18 protein-coding genes and 1 pseudogene are annotated in these 20359 nt (G+C 70.9%); 12 read left to right on the top strand and 7 right to left on the bottom strand.

The window, feature by feature from the left end; translation table 11 throughout:
• Positions 1 to 3: 3 nt before the first annotated feature.
• Both ABT063_RS47515 and ABT063_RS47510 read left to right on the top strand, forming a co-directional pair.
• The gene (locus ABT063_RS47515) at positions 4 to 540 is read left to right on the top strand and encodes a hypothetical protein (protein ID WP_351067593.1); all 537 of its coding nucleotides are present in this window, start codon (positions 4 to 6) and stop codon (positions 538 to 540) included.
• Positions 530 to 673, top strand: a complete 144-nt coding sequence (locus tag ABT063_RS47510) for a hypothetical protein (protein WP_351067591.1) — start codon at positions 530 to 532, stop codon at positions 671 to 673. The genes ABT063_RS47515 and ABT063_RS47510 overlap by 11 nt, the downstream gene beginning before the upstream one ends.
• Positions 674 to 1190: 517 nt before the next feature.
• On the opposite strand, the gene nrfD is transcribed toward ABT063_RS47510, so the two are convergent.
• From nrfD to qcrB, 3 genes are read right to left on the bottom strand one after another with little or no spacing between them, the layout of a single operon-like run.
• A complete protein-coding gene (nrfD, locus tag ABT063_RS47505) occupies positions 1191 to 2234 on the bottom strand; it encodes an NrfD/PsrC family molybdoenzyme membrane anchor subunit (protein ID WP_351067588.1) in 1044 nt (347 codons plus the stop codon).
• A complete protein-coding gene (locus ABT063_RS47500; RefSeq protein ID WP_351067586.1) occupies positions 2231 to 3277 on the bottom strand; it encodes a 4Fe-4S dicluster domain-containing protein in 1047 nt (348 codons plus the stop codon). Before ABT063_RS47500 ends, nrfD begins: the two co-directional genes overlap by 4 nt.
• A gap of 16 nt (positions 3278 to 3293) precedes the next feature.
• Positions 3294 to 4880 (bottom strand): cytochrome bc1 complex cytochrome b subunit, encoded by a 1587-nt coding sequence (gene qcrB / locus ABT063_RS47495; RefSeq protein WP_351067585.1) that lies wholly within the window; start codon positions 4878 to 4880, stop codon positions 3294 to 3296.
• A 295-nt stretch (positions 4881 to 5175) separates the two neighbouring features.
• Between qcrB and ABT063_RS47490 the strand changes: the two genes are divergently transcribed.
• Positions 5176 to 5502 (top strand): thiamine pyrophosphate-binding protein, encoded by a 327-nt coding sequence (locus ABT063_RS47490; RefSeq protein ID WP_351067583.1) that lies wholly within the window; start codon positions 5176 to 5178, stop codon positions 5500 to 5502.
• 153 nt (positions 5503 to 5655) lie between these two features.
• On the opposite strand, the pseudogene ABT063_RS47485 reads toward ABT063_RS47490, so the two are convergent.
• The 3 genes and pseudogenes from ABT063_RS47485 to ABT063_RS47475 all read right to left on the bottom strand — a co-directional run.
• Positions 5656 to 6753, bottom strand: a pseudogene (locus tag ABT063_RS47485) (hypothetical protein); the annotation flags it as partial.
• A gap of 405 nt (positions 6754 to 7158) precedes the next feature.
• The gene (locus ABT063_RS47480) at positions 7159 to 7548 is read right to left on the bottom strand and encodes a hypothetical protein (protein WP_351067620.1); all 390 of its coding nucleotides are present in this window, start codon (positions 7546 to 7548) and stop codon (positions 7159 to 7161) included.
• A 246-nt stretch (positions 7549 to 7794) separates the two neighbouring features.
• Positions 7795 to 8133 carry a hypothetical protein gene (locus ABT063_RS47475; protein ID WP_351067581.1) on the bottom strand — a complete coding sequence of 113 codons (339 nt, stop codon included), beginning with the start codon at positions 8131 to 8133 and terminating at the stop codon, positions 7795 to 7797.
• A 378-nt stretch (positions 8134 to 8511) separates the two neighbouring features.
• Here ABT063_RS47475 and ABT063_RS47470 point away from each other — a divergent pair, with 378 nt between their 5' ends.
• Complete coding sequence (locus ABT063_RS47470; protein ID WP_351067579.1) at positions 8512 to 8991, top strand: hypothetical protein; 480 nt, start codon at positions 8512 to 8514, stop codon at positions 8989 to 8991.
• Positions 8992 to 9160: 169 nt separating this feature from the next.
• Here ABT063_RS47470 and ABT063_RS47465 read toward each other — a convergent pair whose 3' ends face one another.
• Positions 9161 to 11002: a glycoside hydrolase family 15 protein gene (locus ABT063_RS47465; RefSeq protein WP_351067577.1), complete on the bottom strand. Its 1842-nt coding sequence runs from the start codon at positions 11000 to 11002 to the stop codon at positions 9161 to 9163.
• Between the two features lie 231 nt (positions 11003 to 11233).
• Here ABT063_RS47465 and ABT063_RS47460 point away from each other — a divergent pair, with 231 nt between their 5' ends.
• The 8 genes from ABT063_RS47460 (at position 11234) to ABT063_RS47425 (ending at position 19669) form a co-directional block, all read left to right on the top strand.
• Positions 11234 to 11563, top strand: a complete 330-nt coding sequence (locus ABT063_RS47460) for a hypothetical protein (protein WP_351067574.1) — start codon at positions 11234 to 11236, stop codon at positions 11561 to 11563.
• Positions 11564 to 12133: 570 nt separating this feature from the next.
• Positions 12134 to 14968, top strand: coding sequence for a Na+/H+ antiporter subunit A (locus ABT063_RS47455; RefSeq protein ID WP_351067571.1), 2835 nt, complete (start codon positions 12134 to 12136; stop codon positions 14966 to 14968).
• Positions 14965 to 15414, top strand: a complete 450-nt coding sequence (locus tag ABT063_RS47450; RefSeq protein ID WP_351067569.1) for a Na(+)/H(+) antiporter subunit C — start codon at positions 14965 to 14967, stop codon at positions 15412 to 15414. Before ABT063_RS47455 ends, ABT063_RS47450 begins: the two co-directional genes overlap by 4 nt.
• Complete coding sequence (locus ABT063_RS47445) at positions 15411 to 16955, top strand: Na+/H+ antiporter subunit D (protein ID WP_351067566.1); 1545 nt, start codon at positions 15411 to 15413, stop codon at positions 16953 to 16955. The genes ABT063_RS47450 and ABT063_RS47445 overlap by 4 nt, the downstream gene beginning before the upstream one ends.
• Positions 16952 to 17542, top strand: coding sequence for a Na+/H+ antiporter subunit E (locus ABT063_RS47440; protein WP_351067564.1), 591 nt, complete (start codon positions 16952 to 16954; stop codon positions 17540 to 17542). The genes ABT063_RS47445 and ABT063_RS47440 overlap by 4 nt, the downstream gene beginning before the upstream one ends.
• The gene (locus ABT063_RS47435; RefSeq protein ID WP_351067562.1) at positions 17539 to 17805 is read left to right on the top strand and encodes an MrpF/PhaF family protein; all 267 of its coding nucleotides are present in this window, start codon (positions 17539 to 17541) and stop codon (positions 17803 to 17805) included. Before ABT063_RS47440 ends, ABT063_RS47435 begins: the two co-directional genes overlap by 4 nt.
• Positions 17802 to 18194 (top strand): monovalent cation/H(+) antiporter subunit G, encoded by a 393-nt coding sequence (gene mnhG, locus ABT063_RS47430; RefSeq protein WP_351067559.1) that lies wholly within the window; start codon positions 17802 to 17804, stop codon positions 18192 to 18194. Before ABT063_RS47435 ends, mnhG begins: the two co-directional genes overlap by 4 nt.
• 911 nt (positions 18195 to 19105) lie before the next feature.
• On the top strand, positions 19106 to 19669 hold the full coding sequence (locus tag ABT063_RS47425) for a hemerythrin domain-containing protein (protein ID WP_351067556.1): 564 nt from the start codon (positions 19106 to 19108) through the stop codon (positions 19667 to 19669).
• Positions 19670 to 20359: the final 690 nt, after the last annotated feature.

The following is a 20359-nucleotide window of genomic DNA, read 5'->3' as shown; positions in this document are numbered from 1 at the left end:
GTGATGGACCACTCGGCACACGGGACGCACCTGTCGTCCGTGGGCGCAATGGCCTTGTCGGGCTTCGCGCCGGCCGCGGTGGTGCCGGGCGTCGTGTGGCTCTTGAGGCGGGCTCCGCTGTGGGAGCGCGTGAGCCTGCCCCCGGGCATCGCCCTGCCCCTGCTGGTCCTGTTGCATGCCTGGGCGGTGCTCGCTGACCTGGTGCGTCCGCTGCCCGTCGCTGTCACGTTCGGGTCGGAGCTGGTCCTGCTCTGGGCCGCGGTGACGTTCTGGTTGCCCGTCGTGGCGCATACGCGGCACCGGCTCAGTGATCCCTGCCGGTGCCTCTACCTGTTCCTGGCCGCGCCGCTGCTGGACCTCCCCGCGCTCGGGGTGATCGCCGCGGGGCACTCGGCGGAGGGACTTGCCATGATCGTCGGCATGCTGCCCCTTGGCATCGTCGCGGCTGCCGTGACCTGGTCGTGGATCCACCGTGAGGAGCGGGAGGCGGTGGACGCGCTCCCGCTCATGGTGCGGGCCGGTGATCCGGATGTGCGCTGACAGCCGCCCCGGTGTCCTCCTCTTCGACGTCAACGAAACGCTCAGCGACATTTCCCCGCTCGCCGCGCGCCTGGAGGAAACGGGCCTGCCCGGCGGTCTGCTGCCGGCGTGCTGCGGGACGGCATCGCCCTGACCCTCGCGGGCGGCCACGCCTCCTTCGCCGAGGCCGCCGGGGACGTCCTGCCCGCACTACTCGGCCGGCACGGGCTCCGGGCAGCGGGCCCCGCGGCGGCCGTGGACCATGTACTCGGCGCCCTGCGGGACCTGCCCGTGCACCCGAGGACGTCGCCGAGGGCGTACGGGCCCTGCACGAGGCCGGCCACCGGGCTGGCGGACTGCTGCGAAGCCCACCTCGACCTCCAAGGCGCCGGTGGCCGGTGGAAGCCCGCCCCGGCCGCCTGTGCACCGCGCCGCGCCGCGCCGCGCCGCACGCGCCGCACGCGGTGGACGCGCCGACCGGGTGGGCGGCGACGCTGGTGTCCGGCGCCCCCGTGGGACATCGGCGGCGCCGACCGGGCCGGCCTGAGCACCGCCTGGTCGCGGCGCACGCTGGTTCCGTGTACCCGTCGGCGCTGCGGTCCGCCGACCGGCAGGCGACCGGGGTGGCGGACCTGGCCCAACGCCTGGGGCTGTCGCGTTCGGCTGACCGGTCAGTGGCCGTCGGACCGTGCCTGGGCCTCCAGACGCTCCCGCTGGGGTACGACGGTGTACTTGGGGTCCTCGGCGGAGGCAACGCCGGCGTGGAACACGCCGAACCGCAGGGCCGCCGAACCGGCCAGCAGGGCCGCACCCGCCGTCGCGGCGAGCAGCCGGGCACGGCGGCCCGGGTGGCTTTGGCGGCCCGCGTACGTCGCCAGTGCGGCACCGCCGGCCGTGAGCACCTCGGCCGAACGCAGCAGCCTGTGCGGCCTGTCCTGTTCGTACGGCTCGGCGGCCAGCCCCATGCGCCGCTTCATCAGCTGGAAAGCGCTCAGCTCCAGCGCGGCGCCGAGCGCAGCGAGACGGCGCGCGGGCCCGGTTTCCCGGACCGGCGCGCAGGCCAGCGCCAGCCCGGCCGCCGCGGTGGCGCCCGATCCGGCGAAGACGAACGGCATCTCGCGGTGGCCTTCATGCCACGAGGGCACGGCGGTGTCGGAGAGGAGCACGGCGGTGTAGGTGGCGACCGCCGGGCCGAGGGCGGCGGCGGCCACCGTGGCGGTGGCACCGACGATGCGGTGGCGGCCCGCGACGTCGGCGGCAGCGGCGGCCATCGTGAGCGGCGCGTAGCCCGCCAGCAGCCACGATCCCAGGTTCATGGGGGAGGTGGGCTTGAAGATGCGGAGCATGTTGATGAAGCGGGCGGGGCGGCCCAGGTCGTGCACGAGCGCGGCCAGGGAGACCGAGATCGCCCCGGACGCCCCCAGTTTCGCCGTGCGGGCCAGGCCAGGGCGGCCCGTGAGAAGGCCACCGGCGGCCAGCAGTGACGACGCGCCGGCCAGCCCTCCGAGACAGAGATAGCCCGCGATGTCGAGGGGCTTCCAGGTCGGCTTCTTCAGGATCGGTTCGCCGTAGTACGAGGAGAACTCGGCGTCGGGCACCATGGCCTGCTCGCCACGCCCGCGGCGCCGCCGGCGCCCGGTGTGTGCCCCTGTGAGCGCGTCGCGACCGGGGCGCGCGCCCTCCACCCCGTCGCGGGTGACGCCGGACCCCGTCATCGTGGCCTCCTGACGAAACTGACGAGGGCCATTGCGGCGAGCGACGCGGCTGCCGCCGCCGCGTGCCGCCACATGGCGGGCAGGTCGCGGGTGGTGACGACCGGGTCGGGAGGCAGGCCGTAGACCTCCGGCTCGTCCAGCAGCAGGAAGAACGCGCCGTCGCCGCCGACGCCGTCCTGCGGGTCCTCGCCGTACAGGCGCGCGTCCGTGACGCCGGCTGCGTGCAGTTGCGCGACCCGGGCCGCCGCCCGCTCGCGCAGCTCCTCCAGAGGACCGAACTGGATGGAATCGGTCGGACAGGCTTTGGCGCAGGCCGGTTCCATGCCGACGCCGAGGCGGTCGTAGCACAGGGTGCACTTCCAGGCCCGCCCGTCGTCGGGGCGCTGGTCGATCACGCCGTACGGGCAGGCCGGCACGCAGTAGCCGCAGCCGTTGCAGACGTCCTGCTGGACGACGACCGTGCCGAACTCGGTGCGGAAGAGCGACCCGGTCGGGCACACGTCGAGGCAGGCCGCGTGCGTGCAGTGCTTGCACACGTCCGAGGACATCAGCCAGCGCAGTTCCGTGCGCCCGTCGGGGGCGACGGGCGAGACCGCCCCGGCCGGTGCGCCCGCGGGGGCGGAGCCGGGCTCGGGGGCCGTGGCGCCCGGGCCGGGGGAGGAGGGGGAGGTGCCCAGGTTCCTGGCGGCCGCGAAGACATCGACGTCGTCGTGGCCGACACCGGGTTCCTGCCCGCCCAGCGGCTTGCGCTGTTCGATGAAGGCCACGTGCCGCCAAGTGCTGGCACCGAGTCCCTGGGTGTTGTCGTAGGACATGCCGGTCAGTTCCAGGCCGTCCTCCGGAATCGCGTTCCACTCCTTGCACGCCACCTCGCACGCCTTGCAGCCGATGCACACGGAGGTGTCCGTGAAGAAGCCCACGCGCGGCGGGGCGTCGGCGTACCCGGCGGCTCCTGCCACGTCGGGCTGCGGGCCGAACAGCAGATTGCCATGGAATGGGTCCTCGCCCGTGCCTGCCGTTTGCGCGGCGGTGTCATCCGTCATGCCCGGACCTCCTCGCTCATGTGTCGTCGGCCTTCTCCGCCTCACCAGGGGCGGCACGCACCAGCTCGATGCGGCGCCGCTGCCAGTCGGTGACGGGCAGCTCCACCCGCTTGCCGAAGTACCACCGGCTGAGCGCGTTGCGGATGCGGTGCTTGCGGAACCAGCGCCATACCTCCGTACCCTGTGCCCGTGGCCGTGGCTCGTCGCGCACGAGGATGCGGTAGGCCTCGGCCGGGGGCAGCAGTGTCCGGGCCTGCTCGTAGCCGCCGTCCGCGTTCTGCCGTACCTCGGCGGCCGCCTGACCCTCCAGCAGACGTCGGCGGTCGGCCGCCTGCAGTCCCAGGCACGCCCGTTTGGTGGCCTGGTAGGCCAGGAACGGCAGCACGAACAGGGCGATGCGGAAGGTGTACGTCACCAGTTCCAGCGGGATGTCGAAGACTAGCGCGATGACGTCCTGTCCGCCGGCCATGAGCAGCACGGCGTAGGCGCAGACCGCGGCGACGCCCAGGGCGGTGCGGGTGGGCTGGTTGCGCGGGCGGTCGCACAGATGCTGCTCGGGCATGGGCCCGGTGACCCACCGCTCGAAGTACGGATAGCTGTAGAGGATGAGGAACAGGGTGACGGGCAGGACCACGCCCGGCAGGAACACGTCCCACACGACGGTGTGCCCGGCGACGTCGGTCTCCGCAGCGGGCATCAGACGCAGTGCGCCCTCCAGAAAGCCCACGTACCAGTCCGGCTGGGCGTCAGTGGACACATGGTCGGTGCGGTAGGGGCCGAACGCCCAGATCGGGTTGATCTGCAGCAGCGCCCCGAGGAAGGTCAGCACGGCCGCCACGGTGAAGAGCAGGCCGATGGACTTGGCCGCGTACTGCGGGTAGAGCGGCTTACCGATCACGTTGCGGTTGGTGTGGCCCGGCCGGGCCCACTGGGTGTGCTTGTGGTAGACGACGAACGTCAGGTGGACGGCGACGAGCGCCAGCAGAAGTCCCGGCACCAGCAGGATGTGCGCCACGTACAGGCGCGGGATGATCTCGTGCCCGGGGTACTCGCCGCCGAAGACGAAGAACGACAGGTAGGCACCGACGATGGGGATCGACAGCACGATGCCCTGGGCCGTGCGCAGGCCGGTCCCGGAGAGCAGGTCGTCGGGGAGCGAATAGCCGCAGAAGCCCTCCAGAATGGCCAGGAGGAACAGCGTCACGCCGATCGTCCAGTTCACTTCCCGGGGCCGTCGAAAGGCACCGGTGAAGAAGATCCGCAGCAGGTGCACGCCGATCGCGGCAACGAACACCAGGGCGCCCCAGTGGTGGATCTGCCGGAGCAGCAGACCGCCGCGCACGTCGAAGCTGATGTGCAGCACCGAGGCGTACGCCTTAGACGTCAGCACGCCCTGCAGCGGCTCGTAGGAGCCGGTGTACGGCTGCTTCGCCATGTCGGGGTGGAAGAAGAAGGTCAGGAAGACGCCCGTCAGCACGAGGACGAGCAGGCTGTACAGGGCGATCTCACCCAGCAGGAACGACCAGTGGTCGGGGAACGCCTTGCGCAGGAACTCCTTGCCCGCGGAAGAGAGCGGAAGACGCTGGTCGAGCGCGCTCACCACGCGTGCCCCACCCGCAGCCGACCGGGTCGATCCGTTCTCGCCAGCCACCGCCACGGTGTGTTTCGCCCTCCTGCCGCCCGCTTCGGCGACTGCGCTGCGTGCTCAGTCGCTGACTGCTGGTTTCGAGCCTGGCACGAGTGCCCCCGGCGCGCGCGGACGAAACGGCGGGGAGGGACCGGAAGAGCGACACCGGAGAGCGATGCGGGCGACGGGTGATACAACGGCGCGGCGCAGGCCGTCGGCCGGTGCGCGACAGCGTCGGACGACGGGTCGGCCTACGGTGCGGGAGGTCCACGTGGCCAGCGTCTCCGAGTGCGTTGCGGCACGTCTGCGGGCGTGGGGCGTGGACCGGGTGTTCGGCTTCCCCGGCCGGGACGTGGACGCTCTGGTCGCCGCGCTGACCGGCAACAGGAGAACCCCGGAGTTCGTCCACGTGCGGCACGAGGAGTCGGCCGCTCTCATGGCGTGCGCCCACGCCAAGCTGACTGGACGGCTGGGCTGCTGCCTCGCTTCCTCAGGCCCCGGCGCGCTGCGTCTGCTCAGCGGCCTGTACGACGCGGCACTCGACCGCCGTCCGGTGGTGGCCGTCGCCGCCCGTCTGGCCTTCCCCGAAGTCCCGTGATCGCCCTGGTCGGCGACGGAGCCCTGCAAGCGGGCGGCATGAACGAGCTGATCACCGTGCGGCGGCACCTGGAACGGCTCGTCTGCCTGCCACCGACGATCTTCTGCGTCTTCAACAACGAGGATCTCAGTCGGCTGACCTGGGAGCGCCGGAAAGCGTCTCGGCGGCACACCGGTCGGTGGCTCGCGCCTCGCGCTTCTCCTCCTCGGTGAGGAGCGGGGTGCGCAGCGTCAGGATCTCGTCGATCTCCGCGGCGTCGTGGAGATCGCCCGGGCTCTCCGGCGCCACCTGCGGGTGGTCGGGAAGGACGATGGGCGCAGAGAGCACGGCGTGTCCGGTGAGACCGGCTCCTGCGTACGTGTCCGGCGGGCCCTCGGCGCCGCGGGTACGGACCGCGGGTGCCGGCGATTCGCCACCGAGGACGGGGAAGGTGAACGCGTTGCGGCAGTCGCGCGCGTACCGCTCGAGGCCCGGCGGCGGATCGATCAGCGAGACGAACTCCATGCCGTCGCCGCCAATGAGAGTGTGCGTCGCGATCAGAGCCCGGCGCAGCGCCTCGTCGCGAGCGGCGCGCGGATCCGGTGCGGATTGCGTGTTCTCGGTACGGATCCGAATACGGCAGACGTCTTCCCCGATCTGCTCGGCCAGGATGGTGGTGGTCGCACGGACGGCCGCCCGCCGCCGCACCACCCGACCGGCGCCTGCGGGAAGTGGTCCGACCTCCTCCCCTTCTGACGCACCCACGGGGAAGGTGTGCTCCCGCCGCATCAGGTCGGCCAGCGGAACAACGACATCCTGTTCGAGCGGTACCGCCTCGGCGAAAGTCAGGTGGACCGTTCCGTCGTCCATGTGGAGCGACTCGACGGGGCTGTACCGCTCCTGTGGATCGGCCTCCTCCACCTGCTTGTGCTGCATCTGCAGGTACCGCACCCTCACCCGCACGAGCGCGTCGGACCGGCGACTGCGCAGCAGGCACTCGGTCCGCTGGTACCAGGAGTCGACAGAACCTGAGATGCCAGGAAGGACGGGGCCGTCCCGCTCCACCCAGTTCCGCGGGAACAGGACGCCGAACTGCCACCGCACGCGGTTCTTGGGGGAAGACCGGCGATACGGGCAGAGCAGATAGCCCTCGTACAGGACGGCGTCGGCCACCGCACCGAGGCGGTCCAAGAGACAGCCGTATCCGTCCGACGGCGACCTGGTGCCGTCCATGGCAGCGGCGCACGCCGTGCCCGCCAGGGCCTTGGCCATCCCGCCTCCCTGGATCCGTACGCGCGCCATCCCTTCCACCACCGTGGCACCGTTCACGCTCGCCTGCCCCCTCCGGCATCCCCGCTTTGGGCCGTCCGGGCGAGCTGCGGGCGAGGCCGTGCGTCGAGGGCCGCGGGCGGGCGCATCACATGTCGGCGACGCGTGAATCATGGTTCTGGATCACTTCGAGTGCCGGAGCCACGGAGGGGCACCACAACCGCGTGAACGGCCTCGCGCCGCGAGGAGGACCCGCTTGCGAAGCAGGTCTAAGTTGGCCCGGCCGAACAGCTGTCGCTTCAGAATCTTGATCTTGCTGTTGTGCCCTTCGACGGCGCCCGAGTTGTAGCGCAGGCTCAGTCAACTCTGCCCGGCCGACCGGCCGGGCACGCCTGCTCTCACCCCTGGTCACCCCTCCGGCGGTTGCCTCCGCCGCTCGTTGTGCCAGGCGACGGCGCGCCGGATTTCCGGCTCGTGCAGGCCGGTCCGGCAGGCAAGCTGCTCCATGGTGAGAACCGGGGGACCGGACGTCAGCACGCGGGTGATCTTCGCCGCCCAGAGTTCCTCTTCGATGAAGGGCCGACGTCGGTACGTCTCTCTGATGGCGTCGAAGTGCGCGTCGCTGCAGGCCGTCACGCGGCGAAGCCCGTCGAACCAGTCGTTGGTGGCATGCGCGGAGGAGGAGTCCGGGACGCACCCGCTCACCGCCTCACTCGCCGGGAAAACGGCGGCACACAGGTCGCACAGTTCCACGCGGGTTGCTCGGGCCGGCCGAGCGCTCTTCCTGCGCTTCCACATCGTGCTCCCCATGAGGTGACGAGACGTCGGCTTGTGAGCAGCCGCTGAAACGGGCGGTACGGAAAGCCTCCGAGAATGGGATTCCACACCGACACGGTTTTCTCACTCGTTCCGTCGGCCGGGGAGGTCTTCTCGAAGCACGGCTGCCGCAGGTGGGTTGGTTCCGACCGAACGATTACTGCCTTCCCATGACCATGCCAGCCGCTCACGGCCGGCCGCCATGCCGGACGCCTGTCCCGGGCCCCATCAGCGCAAGACCTGGTACACCGAGGCGGTGGTGAGACCGTACGCGAGATGTGGGACCACGTCGGACGCCCCCGATGTCAGGTCCCACGAGGTGGGATCGGTCACTCCCAGTGCGGCGGCCGGGGCGTCGCTGCCCGCCATGGCGGCCGCGCCGAGCAGCGGGCCGACCGCCCAGGCGGGCAGTGTTCCGCTGCCGCGCCGCAGCAGGCCGTACGCCGCGCCGACGCCGAGGCCGGTGACGTAGCCGAGGAGCGTGCCGGCATGTCGCCGTAGGTCGTGAGGTTGAGCGCGATGGTGCCGACCGCGCCAGCCAGCAGGCCCTTGGTGACCTGGCTGCATGGGACGTACTCCCTCGGCATGTGAGCCGTTGTGACGGTCAGGCCCTCCGGGTTCCCTGGCAGCGGTCGACAAACAGAGCCGGGAGGCTGGTTGGACGCCGGCTCTGACGCCTGCGTCTGGGAGCCGCACTGGCCCATCGCCTCGTCACCAGCAGGTTGGGCTTCTTGGATGGGGGCACTCCGGACATACTGTCGGAATTTTCAGGAAAACGGTTGTCGTCCACGGCAGCGCAAGGCTTGCCCACTCGAACCGACGGCTTGTGTCTGAACATCTGCGCCATGTCAGAACTGACCCCCTGTGCTGCGGGGCGTACCAGCCGACAGGAGAGCTGCGCCGAGCAGACCATCGCCAAGGGGGCAACCAGAAGGGGAGAGAGCCGTGTCCGAACCGAAAAGGACCTGGTCATCGATCAGCCGCGCCGGGGTACGGGGGCTTGTCGCCGCCATGGCGATGACGGGCAGCCGCACAGTGGCGGCCGGTATCGCTCCGGGGGAGCGCACGCCGCCAGAGGCGATCGTGGAGAAGCAGGCGCCGGCCCTCTTCTCGCGCTTGGACAAGCACCATCGTAAAGCCGTCACCGAGTTGCTCCACTGGGTCTACGGCGCCGGCGGCGGTGTGGCTTTCGGCTTGCTGCCTGCACGGATCCGTCAATTCCCCGGGACAGGCGTGGTCTACGGTTTGACGTTCTGGCTGGGCTTCGAGATGGGGGTCGCTCCCATGCTCGGCATCGAGCAGGTGAAGCACCGGAAGGTGGTGTGGCGTGTGGTCATTGCGCTCGACCACGTGTTGTACGGCGTGGTGGTGGCCGGCCGTCTGGCCCCGGAGCCGGCGATCGACGCCGACCGGGCGCCTCGGTGAGGCCCCGCAGGACCTGCGCGTCGGATTTCGGACGCAGGCGGTGCTGGGACCGACCAGTGAGCCCCTCTTTGGGTTGGTGATTGTCCTGATGCCGGTCCCGTATGACAACGGCGTCGGCAGTGTGCGCCTCGCGCGGCGCCGCGTTGTGCGCGGAGCACGCACGGGCGTCTCAGATGCGGGCGTGTCCGTGTGCGGTCGGGGCTGCACCGGGACCCTGGTCCGTGCCGGGGCGCGCGGTCTTCGTCTGTGTCCCGCTGAGGAACCGCGCCGTGTTGACCAGGCCGACGAGGCTGAACGCCTGTGGGGTGTTGCCCAGGTGGCGGCGGGCGCGGGGATCGTACTCCTCACTGAGCAGGCCGACGTCGTTGCGCAGGGACAGCAGGTGTTCGAAGAGCTCTTCCGCCTCGGCCTGGCGCCCGATGCCGTGGAGGGCGTCGGCCAGCCAGAACGCGCAGGCCAGGAAGGCACCCTCGGTCCCGGGCAGGGCGTCGACGTTGTCGTCGGCGCCCGGGCGGTATCGCAGCAGCAGACCGTCGTCGTACAGCTCACGCCGTACGGCCTCCACGGTGCCGTGTATGCGAGGGTCGCTCCAGGGCAGGAATCCGACCCGGGGCAGGAGGAGCAGTGAAGCGTCGAGACCTCGGGAGCCGTAGTACTGGGTGAAGGTGTTGCGCTCGGAGTCGTAGCCGTCTGCGCACACCTCGGCGTGTATGCGGTCCCGTAGGGCGCCCCAGCGGTCCGCCGGGCCGCTGAGGCCATGGCGGGCCACCGTGTCCACGGCCCGGTCGGCGGCAACCCAGGCCATGACCTTGGAGTGGACGAAGTGGCGTCGCGGTCCGCGGACCTCCCACAGCCCGTTGTCCGGCTCCTTCCAACGGCCTTCGAGGTGGTCGAGCAGGGCGCGTTGCATGTCCCAGGCGGTCTCGTGCGGGGTGAGGCCGGTGCTGCGGGCCAGGTGCAGGGTATCGAGGACCGCTCCCCAGACGTCCAGCTGGAGTTGGTCGGCGGCGGCGTTGCCGATGCGCACCGGGGCGGACCCCTCGTAGCCGGACAGCCAGCGAAGGGTGTGCTCGGGAAGTCGGCGTGCGCCGTCGACGGCGTACATGATCTGCAGTTTCCCCGGATCGCCGGCGACGGCGCGCAGGAGCCACTCCCGCCAGGCTGCGGCTTCGTCCACGTAGCCGGTGCCGAGCAGTGCCTGGAGGGTGAAGGCGGCGTCCCGCAGCCAGCAGTAGCGGTAGTCCCAGTTGCGCTCGCCGCCGATCTGTTCTGGAAGGGAGGTGGTGGCCGCGGCCAGGACGCCACCTGTGGGCGCGTAGGTGAGCGCCTTGAGCAGCAGCAGGGAACGCCGCACCTCCTGAGGCCATCGGCCGTCGTGCCGGCACCGGGACATCCAGGCAGTCCAGAACGCCTCGGTGTCCGCGAGTGCTGTGTCGGCGTCCACGGGTTCCGGACGGGCCAGGTGGGAGGGGGCGTGGGTGAGCACGAAGGGCACGCGCTGCCCGGCCTGGACGGTGAACTCGGCGACGGTCGTGAGATCTCGGCCGTGCAGGTCGACGGGTGTGCGCAGCCAGAGGGCATCAGGTCCTGCGACCGCGGCCAGGTCCGGCCCGATGCGGCGCACCCAGGGCACCAGATGCCCGTAGTCGAGTCGGAGCCGCAACTCCACGCGCATGGGCACGCGGCCGGACAGGCCCTCGACCACGCGCACGAGGTCCGCCGCCTCGCCACGCACCGGCATGCAGTCCACAACGCGCACATCACCTTCGGGGGTGTGCCACTCGCTCTCCAGAATCAGGGTGTCGTCGCGGTAGCGGCGCTGCGTGGCAGGGCCCCCGGACGCGGGACCGAGCAGCCACCGCCCGGCCTCCTCGTTGTGCAACAGGGCGGCGAAGCACGCCGGGGAGTCGAAACGGGGCAGGCAGAGCCAGTCGATGGAACCGTCGCGGCCGACCAGCGCGGCGGTGTGCAGATCGCCGAGCAGGGCGTAGTCCTCGATGGCCGCGGCCATAGGCTCTCCGGGCGGGTCGGATGAACGGTCGGCTGAGCTTCGCCCGAGTGCCCGGGACGCCGCTCTGTACACCGCCGGGACCGGCTACCGGTGGCCTCTTACCCGTCCGATCGTCCGCACACGGGGCGATCAGGGTTTCAGCGGTCGTATGCCGTGAGACCCCTAAAGGGCTGAGAGACACCGCCCGGACGCAGAGTGCGTCAAGGCGGTTTCCGATAGGAGGGGACCCAGGTGCTGGATGCATTGACGCTGATCACCGGCGACCGCCAACACGTCGAGTGCGGACAGGAGTTCGCACCTCTCGCCGTCCTGGCGACCGCCGACGGCGAGCCCGTCGGCGGCCGCATGGTGAGTTTCTTCACCGACGATCCCGAGGGCACTGGTACCGACTTCCGAGGCGGCTCACCCGTCCGGGTCACCACGGCCTCGGACGGTACGGGAACCACGGACGTGCCGCTCATCGCAGGCGATTCCCCCGGCGCCGTGCAGATCAAGGTCATCGCCGACGGGGTGAACTCCGCCTTCTCCGTGGAAGTGGGGCAGGGCAGCGAGGCCCAGTAGGCGCTGGGGCTCTCGGGCAGAGCCCGTGGTCTGTCTCGTGCGGCCCTCGTGTCCTTGTTGTCGGCGGGCGGAGCATGTCGTCGAGGTGTGGGATCTCCGTGGGCAGCGGGGAAATGAGAGAGGTGTTCCGATTGGCGGAGATGCGGAGATGCGGCTGTCTCGCACTCGGTCCGTCCACTCAAGGGCCGCGACGGCCGACGCGTCCGGGCCGAGGCGTGCAGGGCGTGTCGCCGGCCGCATGGAAGTCCCGCACCGGCCGGACAGACGCCGAATCACCCCGCCCCGCCGGAGGCCGGTCCGTCCGGGGCGTCGGAAACGCAGGGGCTTGCCGGAGACGGCGTCGGAAGCCCTCAGCAAGGCCTCCCTCCCGCCATGCCGAAGGATCCGCGCAGCGCTGCGGCTGCGCAGATCCGTGACCGCTGACCTGGCTCCAATGGCGTGGCGTCGCGCTCTTTGACGGTTCACTCACGCCTCACAGGGCACTCAGTTGAACCGAAAGTTCTCCGCAGTAGAGGGCGGGGGATGGGGCGGCGTCATTCATGGAGCGGGATCCGCGGAGGAGTTGATTCAGTGCTGTTCCTGCTGGCCGCCCACGCCGGTCTGGCGGCGGTGATTCTCTGGTGGGAGCGGCGGCTCGGCCGTTGGATGTGGATCGTGGCGCCCCTGGTGCCGCTGGCGGTCGTCGCGTGGGCGGGCACGCGGGCGCCACGGGTCCTGAGCGGCGGAGAGTACCGGGAGTCCCTTGCGTGGGCACCCTCGCTCGGGCTGACGGTGGACCTGCGGCTGGACGCCCTGTCCCTGCTGATGCTGTGGATCGTCGCCGGTGTCGGAGTGTTGGTGCTGCTGTACTGCCGGTACTACGTCGAACGGGATGCCGGCCGCCAGGCCGCTCTGCTGCTGGCCTTCGCCGGGGCCATGACGGGACTGGTCCTGGCCGACAACGTCTTCGTCCTCTACGTCTTCTGGGAACTGACCACGGTCGTGTCCTTCCTGCTCATCGCCGGACGCGGCGAGTCGGAGCGGCAGCGGCACGCCGCCCGGCAGGCGCTGCTGGTGACGGCGGCCGGCGGCCTGGTCATGCTGCTGGGTTTCGTCGTGCTCGGGCAGTCGGCGGGAACATACAGCCTCTCGGCGATCGTGGCGGATCCTCCGCGGGGTGGCGCCGTGTCCGCCGCCGTCGTGCTCATCCTGGTCGGGGCGTTCGCCAAATCGGCCCAGATGCCGCTGCACGGCTGGCTGCCCGCGGCAATGGTCGCCCCGACGCCGGTCAGCGCCTATCTGCACGCCGCCGCCATGGTCAAGGCCGGGGTCTACCTGGTCGCCCGGCTGGCTCCCGCCCTGGCGGAGGTGGGGCCCTGGCGGCCGATGGTCCTCGGTGTGGGCCTGGTCACGATGGTGCTGGGCGCCTGGCGGGCCCTGCGCGCGACCGACCTCAAGCTGCTGCTGGCCTACGGCACCATCAGCGAACTGGGGCTGATGATCGCCCTGTTGGGGGTCGGAACCCGGACCGCGGCGCTGGCCGGGGCGGTGATGCTGCTCGCGCACGCGGCGTTCAAGGCGGCGCTGTTCCTGTCCGTCGGCATCCTGGACCACCACTTGGGGACCCGCGACATACGGGACCTGTCGGGGCTGGGACGCCGCCTGCCCGTACTGTGCGCCGTCGCCGCGCTCGCCGCCGCCTCCATGGCCGGTCTGCCACCGCTCGTCGGCCATCTGGGCAAGGAAGCCGCCGTCGAAGCGTTCCTGCACGGCACCGGCATCGACGGCCACGATCAGCTCACGGTGGTGCTCCTGATCGGTTCCGTTCTCACCGTGGCGTATGCCGCGCGGTTCATGCACGGCGCGTTCGGCGGGCGTCCGCAAGAGACGGCGAGCCGGGCGGAGCGCCTCAAGCCGGGATTCGTCGCGCCGGTGGCCGTACTGTCGGGGGCGGGCCTGGTCCTCGGCGTGGGGTACGCGGGCACGGGGGCCCTGGCGACGGCCTACGCCGACGGCTACCCGCCGGGGCCGCACGGTCCCTATGAGCTGTCGCTCTGGCACGGCTTCACACCGGTGCTCGGCCTCTCGGTACTGACACTGGCCCTCGGCGGCCTGGTGTACGCGGGCAGCGGCTCCCTACCGGCCGTGCCGCGTCCGCTGGATGCGGAGCGCGGGTTCGACCGCGTTGTCGCGGCTGTGGACCGGCTGTCCGTGGCCGTGACCCGGCATACGCAGGTCGGCTCGCTGCCGGTCTACCTGACGGTGCTGCTGGCGACCGTGGCTCTGGTTCCTGGTACGGCGTTGGCGGCCGCCGAGCTCTCCTGGGAGCCGCCGCGCACGTGGTGGTCCCCGCTCGAGCCGGTCCTGGCCATGGTGGTGCTGACGGCGGCCGTTGCCGTGGTCGTCACCCGGCACCGGCTGACCGGCATCCTGCTGGCAGGCGCTGTCGGGTACGGAGTCGCAGGCGTCTTCCTGGTGCGAGGGGCGCCCGACGTGGCGCTCACCCAGTTCCTCGTGGAGACCATGACGCTCGTCGTGGTGGTCCTCGTGCTGCGCCGCATGCCGGCCCGGTTCAACCCAGGCCGCACGGCCATGGGTGCGCGTCTGCTGCGAGCAGCCGTGGCCGGTGCGATCGGTGTGCTCGTCACCTGGCTGGCCCTGGTCGCCTCCTCCGCGCGGACGGCCCCAGCGGTCTCCTCCGGATACGTGCGCGATGTGGCGGAGACGGGCGCGCACAACGTCGTCAATGCCATCCTGATCGACTTCCGCGCCCTCGACACGCTGGGTGAGATCTCGGTACTGCTGGTCGCGGCGGTCGGGGTCACCAGCCTGGTCCGCGACCAAGCCCGCGGCCGGTTTGCCGGCCAGGGAGACGGTGGTCGGGGCGGCGCCTTCCCGACGGCACACTGGGACGAGCCCCGGCATACGTGGCTGCCGGGTGCCGGTGAGCGGCCCGGCGGCGAGCGTTCGCTCCTGCTCGAGGTCGCCACGCGCCTGCTGTTCCCCTCGGTGCTCGTGCTGTCGCTGTTTCTGCTGTTCTCCGGGCACTACCGCCCCGGCGGAGGGTTCGCGGGCGGCCTGGTGGCGGGCCAGGCATTCGTCCTCAGGTACCTCGTGGGTGGACGGGCGGATCTCGGGGCCGCCGTACGCGTGCCCGCGGGCGTGGTGGCGGGCACGGGCCTGATGCTCACCGCAGCCGTCGGCTTCCTTCCACTGGCCGTGGGCGGCGCGCCGCTGGAGAGCACTGTGGTGACCTGGGACCTGCCCGTGCTGGGCACGGTGAAGTTCGCCACGAGCCTGTTCTTCGACATGGGCGTCTACCTGCTCGTCGTCGGCGTCACGCTCAGGCTGCTGTCGGCGGTCGGAGCCTCTCTCGACGGCATCACGGCCACGGCAGCCCGACACAGGGGAGGCGCTCCTCGATGAACACGACCGTGAACACCCTCGACGCGACGATGGCCGTGGTTGTCGGCGTCCTGTTCGCCCTGGGCTTCTATCTCATGTTGCAACGGTCCCTGATGCGGATCCTGCTCGGCTTCATCCTCCTGGGGCACGGCACCAACCTGTTGCTGCTCGTGGCGGGCGGCACGCCTGGGAGCCCTCCGGTGGTGGAGGGGAAAACGACCGACCCCGCACGGGTCGCCGACCCCCTGCCCCAGGCCATGGCGCTGACCTCCATCGTGATCACGTTCGGCCTCACGGCGTTCCTGGTGGCTCTGGCCTTCCGCTCCTGGCGTCAGTCCGGACACGACGAGGTGCGCGACGACGTGGAGGATCGCCGCATCGGCACCGCCCGGGAACGCGCCGGCTCCGACGCCGCGCCGGAACGGGACGGCGGGGACGGCGGTGCGTCACCGAAAGAGCACCGATGACCACGCTCCTGCTCACCCTGCCCGTGCTGCTGCCGCCCCTGGCGGCGGGTCTGGCTCTGCTCCGCCTGTCCCGCACGGCCGTGCGCGCGCTCAGTACGGCCGTGCTGGTGGGGGTTCTGGTCGACGCGGCGGCGCTGCTCACGGTCGCCGACAGCCGGGGACCGCTCGCCACGCACGTCGGCGGCTGGCCGGCTCCCCTGGGCATCACCCTGGTGGCAGACCGGCTGTCGGCGCTGCTGCTCGCCGTGTCGGTGCTGGTGGCACTCGCCGTGCTCCTCTTCGCCATCGGCCAGGGCACCGCGGAGGAACGCAGGCGTTCGGCAACGGTCTTCCACCCGGCCTACCTGGTGCTCGTCGGCGGTGTGAGCCTGGCGTTCCTCACGGGTGACCTGTTCAACCTCTTCGTCGCCTTCGAGGTGATGCTCGCCGCGTCGTACGTCCTGATCACCCTGGACGCCGACGAGAACCGCACCCGGGCGGGCATGACGTACACGATCGTCAGCCTGACGTCCTCCCTCCTCTTCATCACCCTGATCGCCCTGGTGTACGCGGCCACCGGCACGGTCACCCTGGCCCAGCTCGGCCCACGGCTGGCCGAGTTGCCCGACGGCCTGCGCGGCGCTCTCTCCCTGCTCCTCTTGGCCGTGCTCGGTATCAAGGCGGCGATCGTCCCGCTGCATTTCTGGCTGCCCGACAGCTACCCCACCGCTCCCGCACCGATCACCGCCGTCTTCGCCGCACTGCTGACGAAGGTCGCGGTGTACGCGCTCCTGCGCACCCAGACACTGCTCTTCCCCCGCACCGGTGTGTGGACCGTGCTGGCCTGCGCCGCGATCGCCGCCATGGTCATGGGCATCCTCGGCGCCATCGCCCAGGACGACATCAACCGGCTGCTGTCCTTCACCCTCGTCAGCCACATCGGTTTCATGCTGTTCGGACTCGCGCTGTTCGACACCAGGGGGCTGACCGGCACGATCCTCTACGTCGTCCACCACATCGTCGTCCAGGCCGCGCTCTTCCTCGCCGCGGCTCTCGCCGTGCGCCGCACGGGCACCTCGCTGCTGCACCGCATGGCGCAGCGGACACCGCCCGCCGTGCTGGTCGCCGTGCTGTTCGCCGTTCCGGCCCTCAGCCTGTCAGGGATTCCGCCGTTCTCCGGCTTCGTCGCCAAGGTGACCTTGCTCCAGGCCGGAACGGCGCACGGTGGACCGATGGCGTACGCCCTCGCCGCCAGCGCCCTGCTCACCAGTCTGCTGACGCTCTACGCCATGACCCGGGTATGGACGTCGGCCTTCGCGGCACGGCCGCGGCGGCCGACGCTCCCGGAACCACCGACGCCCGACACCGTCGGGAGCACGAAGCGGCGCCGTGGCGCCTCGCGCGGGGGCAGGCTGATGGTCGCCGCCGCGGCCGGTATGACGGCGACCGGGGTCGCGGTCGCCGCCTGCGCGGGCCCGCTGGCCCGGGTCGGCGAACGAGCCGCCCAGGATCTGCTGGATCCACGACCGTACCGCTCCGTCGTCCTGGAGGACGAGCCATGATCCGCATGCACCGAACGCCCCGGGGACCGCGCCATCTACCGATGATCGCCTGGCTGTGGCTGTTGTGGCTCCTGCTGTGGGGGACCATCAGCCCAGTGGTGCTCGTCGGAGGTCTGCTCGCCGCCACCGCCGTCGTGATGGCGTTCTCCTTGCCATCGGTGCTTCCGGGCATGGTGCCCAGGCCGCTGCGCACGGGGCGTCTGCTGGTTCACGTGCTGACCGACCTCGCCCGGTCCGGGACCATGGTCTCCTGGCAGGTCCTCCGCCACGGCGGGCGAGTTCCGTCCGCGGTCATCGAAGTCCCTCTGCATGTCGACAGCGACTTCCTGATCGCGGCCGTGGCCGAAGTCACCACCATGACACCCGGCACGCTCGTGGTGGAGATCGACCGGCACCGACGACGCCTGTATGTCCACGCGCTCCCGGTCCGCGATCGGCGCGACATGGCTCGCCGCAGGAAAGAAGTGCAGACCGTGGAGCGACGGGTCATGCGTGCGGTCGGTCACGGCCACCGCACCGGCGGCCACCGGCCGCCGCCCGACCCCCCGGAAAACTCCCGCCGCCACTTTGGTGGGAGGCAACCATGACCATCCTGTACGGCATCACACTGGCCCTGGTGGCAGCCGCCGGCCTGCTCACGCTGCTGCGCCTCGTACGCGGCCCGAGCGCGCTGGACCGCATCATGGCCCTGGACGTCCTGGTGACCATGGTCATCGCCGGGACTGCCGTGGGCATGACGCTGCGCGAGGACACCACGTCCCTGCCTGTGCTGCTCGTCCTCGCCCTGCTTGCCTTCATCGGGTCGGTGACGGCAGCCCACCTGATCGAGAAACGGGAGGGCATGCGATGACCACTGTGCGCGACGTGGTCACCGCCGCGTTGTTCTCGACCGGAGCGGTTTTCTGCCTGCTGGGCGCGGTGGGTCTGCTTCGGTTCCCGGACATCGGCAGCCGTCTGCACGCGGCCGCCAAGGCCCAGACCCTCGGTCTGTTGCTCATCCTGGTGGGAGCCGCCGTACAGATGCCCGTCCACCATGCGCCGGTGCTCCTGCTCGTCGCCCTCTTCCAGATGCTCACCGCACCCATCACCAGCCAGATCATCGGTCGCACCGCCTACCGCACGCACGCACTCGACCGCCGCTTGCTGTTCCGCGACGAACTCGCCGAGCGCCTCGCCCGGGACGGCACTCCCGTGCACGAGCGCGACGGCCCGTCGCACGAGGAAGACGCGGACGAGTGATGCCGTGGCAGTGTCGGTAGCCGCCCTGACCGCACCCCCGAACATGCCGCCGCCTGCTGAGCGGGAGAAGACCGGGGGCACCCCTCGCCCACGGGTCATGGAGGAGCACCCCGAGTCGCCGTTTTGGTGACCGGCCGCTCGCACGATCGGCAGACGTACCCGGACCGCCAGGTTGCCCACTGCGCTCCGGTGGGTAGTGAGCGTGACTGCGCGAAGAGAGGTCACGTGTGGGCACGGCCTGGTTGGGCGGCGTTGGGACTGCTGCGCTGATCCGGGGCGGGCTCACCAGGCGCTGCCTCGGTGTCGCCGGACGCGCCGCGCGCGCCGGTCTCGACACCGTCATCGCCGAGCCACGCCGGGCGCCGGTGGGCAGGTCCAGCAGGTGAGGCGTCGGGCCGTTGAGGATGAGGACGGGTGCCACCTGGTCGGCGCGTCGGCGAGGTGGCACTTGGCGCGGTGCGGATCGTAGGCGGCGCAGCGGCAGGCGGCGATGTACTACTCCAGCCTTGACGTGTCTTCCGTCCCCCGTCTGGCGGGCCGTCGCAGCCGTCGCCAGGCAGCCCATCCTGGTGTGTGGCAGGCTCCTGGAAGCGGGGCCCCTATCGGGCCGTAGCCGCTGGTCCGCAGGGAGCCAGCCGGCCCAGCCCTGGTGAGAGAGTCCTCTCGCTCAGGAGGCGGCCGCGCCGTCACATCCGGTCACGGGCAGCCGGCGAAGCCGCACTGGCCATGGCAGTGCACCATGCGCCTGCCGACGCTTTCCACAGGCGTCCAGTCGGCGCAGCAAACGAGGATCTCGGCGCAAGACCCTGTGGCTCTGCGGGAAGCGGTACTCGCAGCACCGTTGCCGGCCATGCGACCGAGCCCTGAGCGGACACCAGGTCGGCTCAGATCAAGGAGAGGAGCGCCCGCACATGGGGCACGGAGGAAACGTCATCCAGGAGTTGACAGCGGACCACCGGGAGGTGGACGCGCTGTTCGCACAGATCGAAACCCAGACCGCAGCCGACTCCAGGCGCCGAGAGCTGGCCGACCAGTTGACCATCGAGCTCGTACGGCACTCGGTGGCCGAGGAAGAGCACCTGTACCCGGCGGTGCGCCGGTACGTCGACGGCGGTGATGACCTCGCCGACAAGGAGATCGCCGACCACCGCGAAGTGGAGCGCCTGCTGAAGGAGTTGGAATCCTGCCAGCCCGGCGACGCGCGGTTCGACACCCTCATCGGACAACTCAAGTCGTCGGTGACCGCACACGTCAGGGACGAAGAAGACCGCCTGTTCCGCCTGCTGGCCGACGCCTGCCCTCCGGAAGCACTCGGTGAACTGGGCGAAAAGGTACGCAAGGCCAAAGAGACCGCGCCGACCCGCCCGCACCCCGCAGCCCCCGACACCCCGCCGCTCAACAAACTCCTCGCCCCAGGGACCGGAATGGTGGACCGGGTCCGCGACATGCTCACCGGACGCGGCAAGCAGGACTGACGCGAAGCCGAAGACCAGCGTGGAGGGTGGCCGGGGGTACTGAGACGCACGTGGTTCTTCGATGCCACGCTGATGTCAGCCACCTGAGGGACGTGACCGCGGCGTCGCGCGCAGGGGGGGCGCAGGGGTGGACCCGCCTCACGAGTGGTGGGCCCACCCCGCGAGCGCCACTCGTCCCCGGGCGACCTCCGCCCTGATGCAGGGGCCCGGGGCAGCCCGGGGTACTTGGAACGGCACCCGAACGGGCGCACGTGAAGCGGTTTGCGGACCATCGCGGGAGGCAACCCAAGAGCCCACCGTTCTCACCACCCGTTCAGGAGAATCCATGACCGAAGTCGCCGATTTCGTAGAGCCGAAAGCTCGAGAACGTACAAGGTGGCGACCGCCACCCGACACCGCACCCCGCCGGATTCCCGAGGCGCCGGTCGTTGCTGCCCCAACCTCACCGCTCCCACTCCCGTCCCCCAGGCGCGGTGCGGGCAACGGCCGACGTGGGTCGCGAGCGTGGTGAAGGAGGGAACGCGGAGGGTCTGCGCCTGCGCCATGCGCGTACCAGCGAGGCAGGAGGTGGCCAAGGGGGCGACTCCGCCGTGCGCACCGTTCTGTGATCGCTCATTGCCTGTGGTCACTGCCTCGTTGACGTCATTCGTCCGGTGAGGGGGATGTCAGTCCTGGTGCGTCGGTGGCGTC

The sequence above is a fragment of the Streptomyces sp. NPDC002838 genome (assembly GCF_040295365.1).
GTDB lineage: Bacteria > Actinomycetota > Actinomycetes > Streptomycetales > Streptomycetaceae > Streptomyces.
This window is presented reverse-complemented; position numbering and strand designations above follow the sequence as displayed.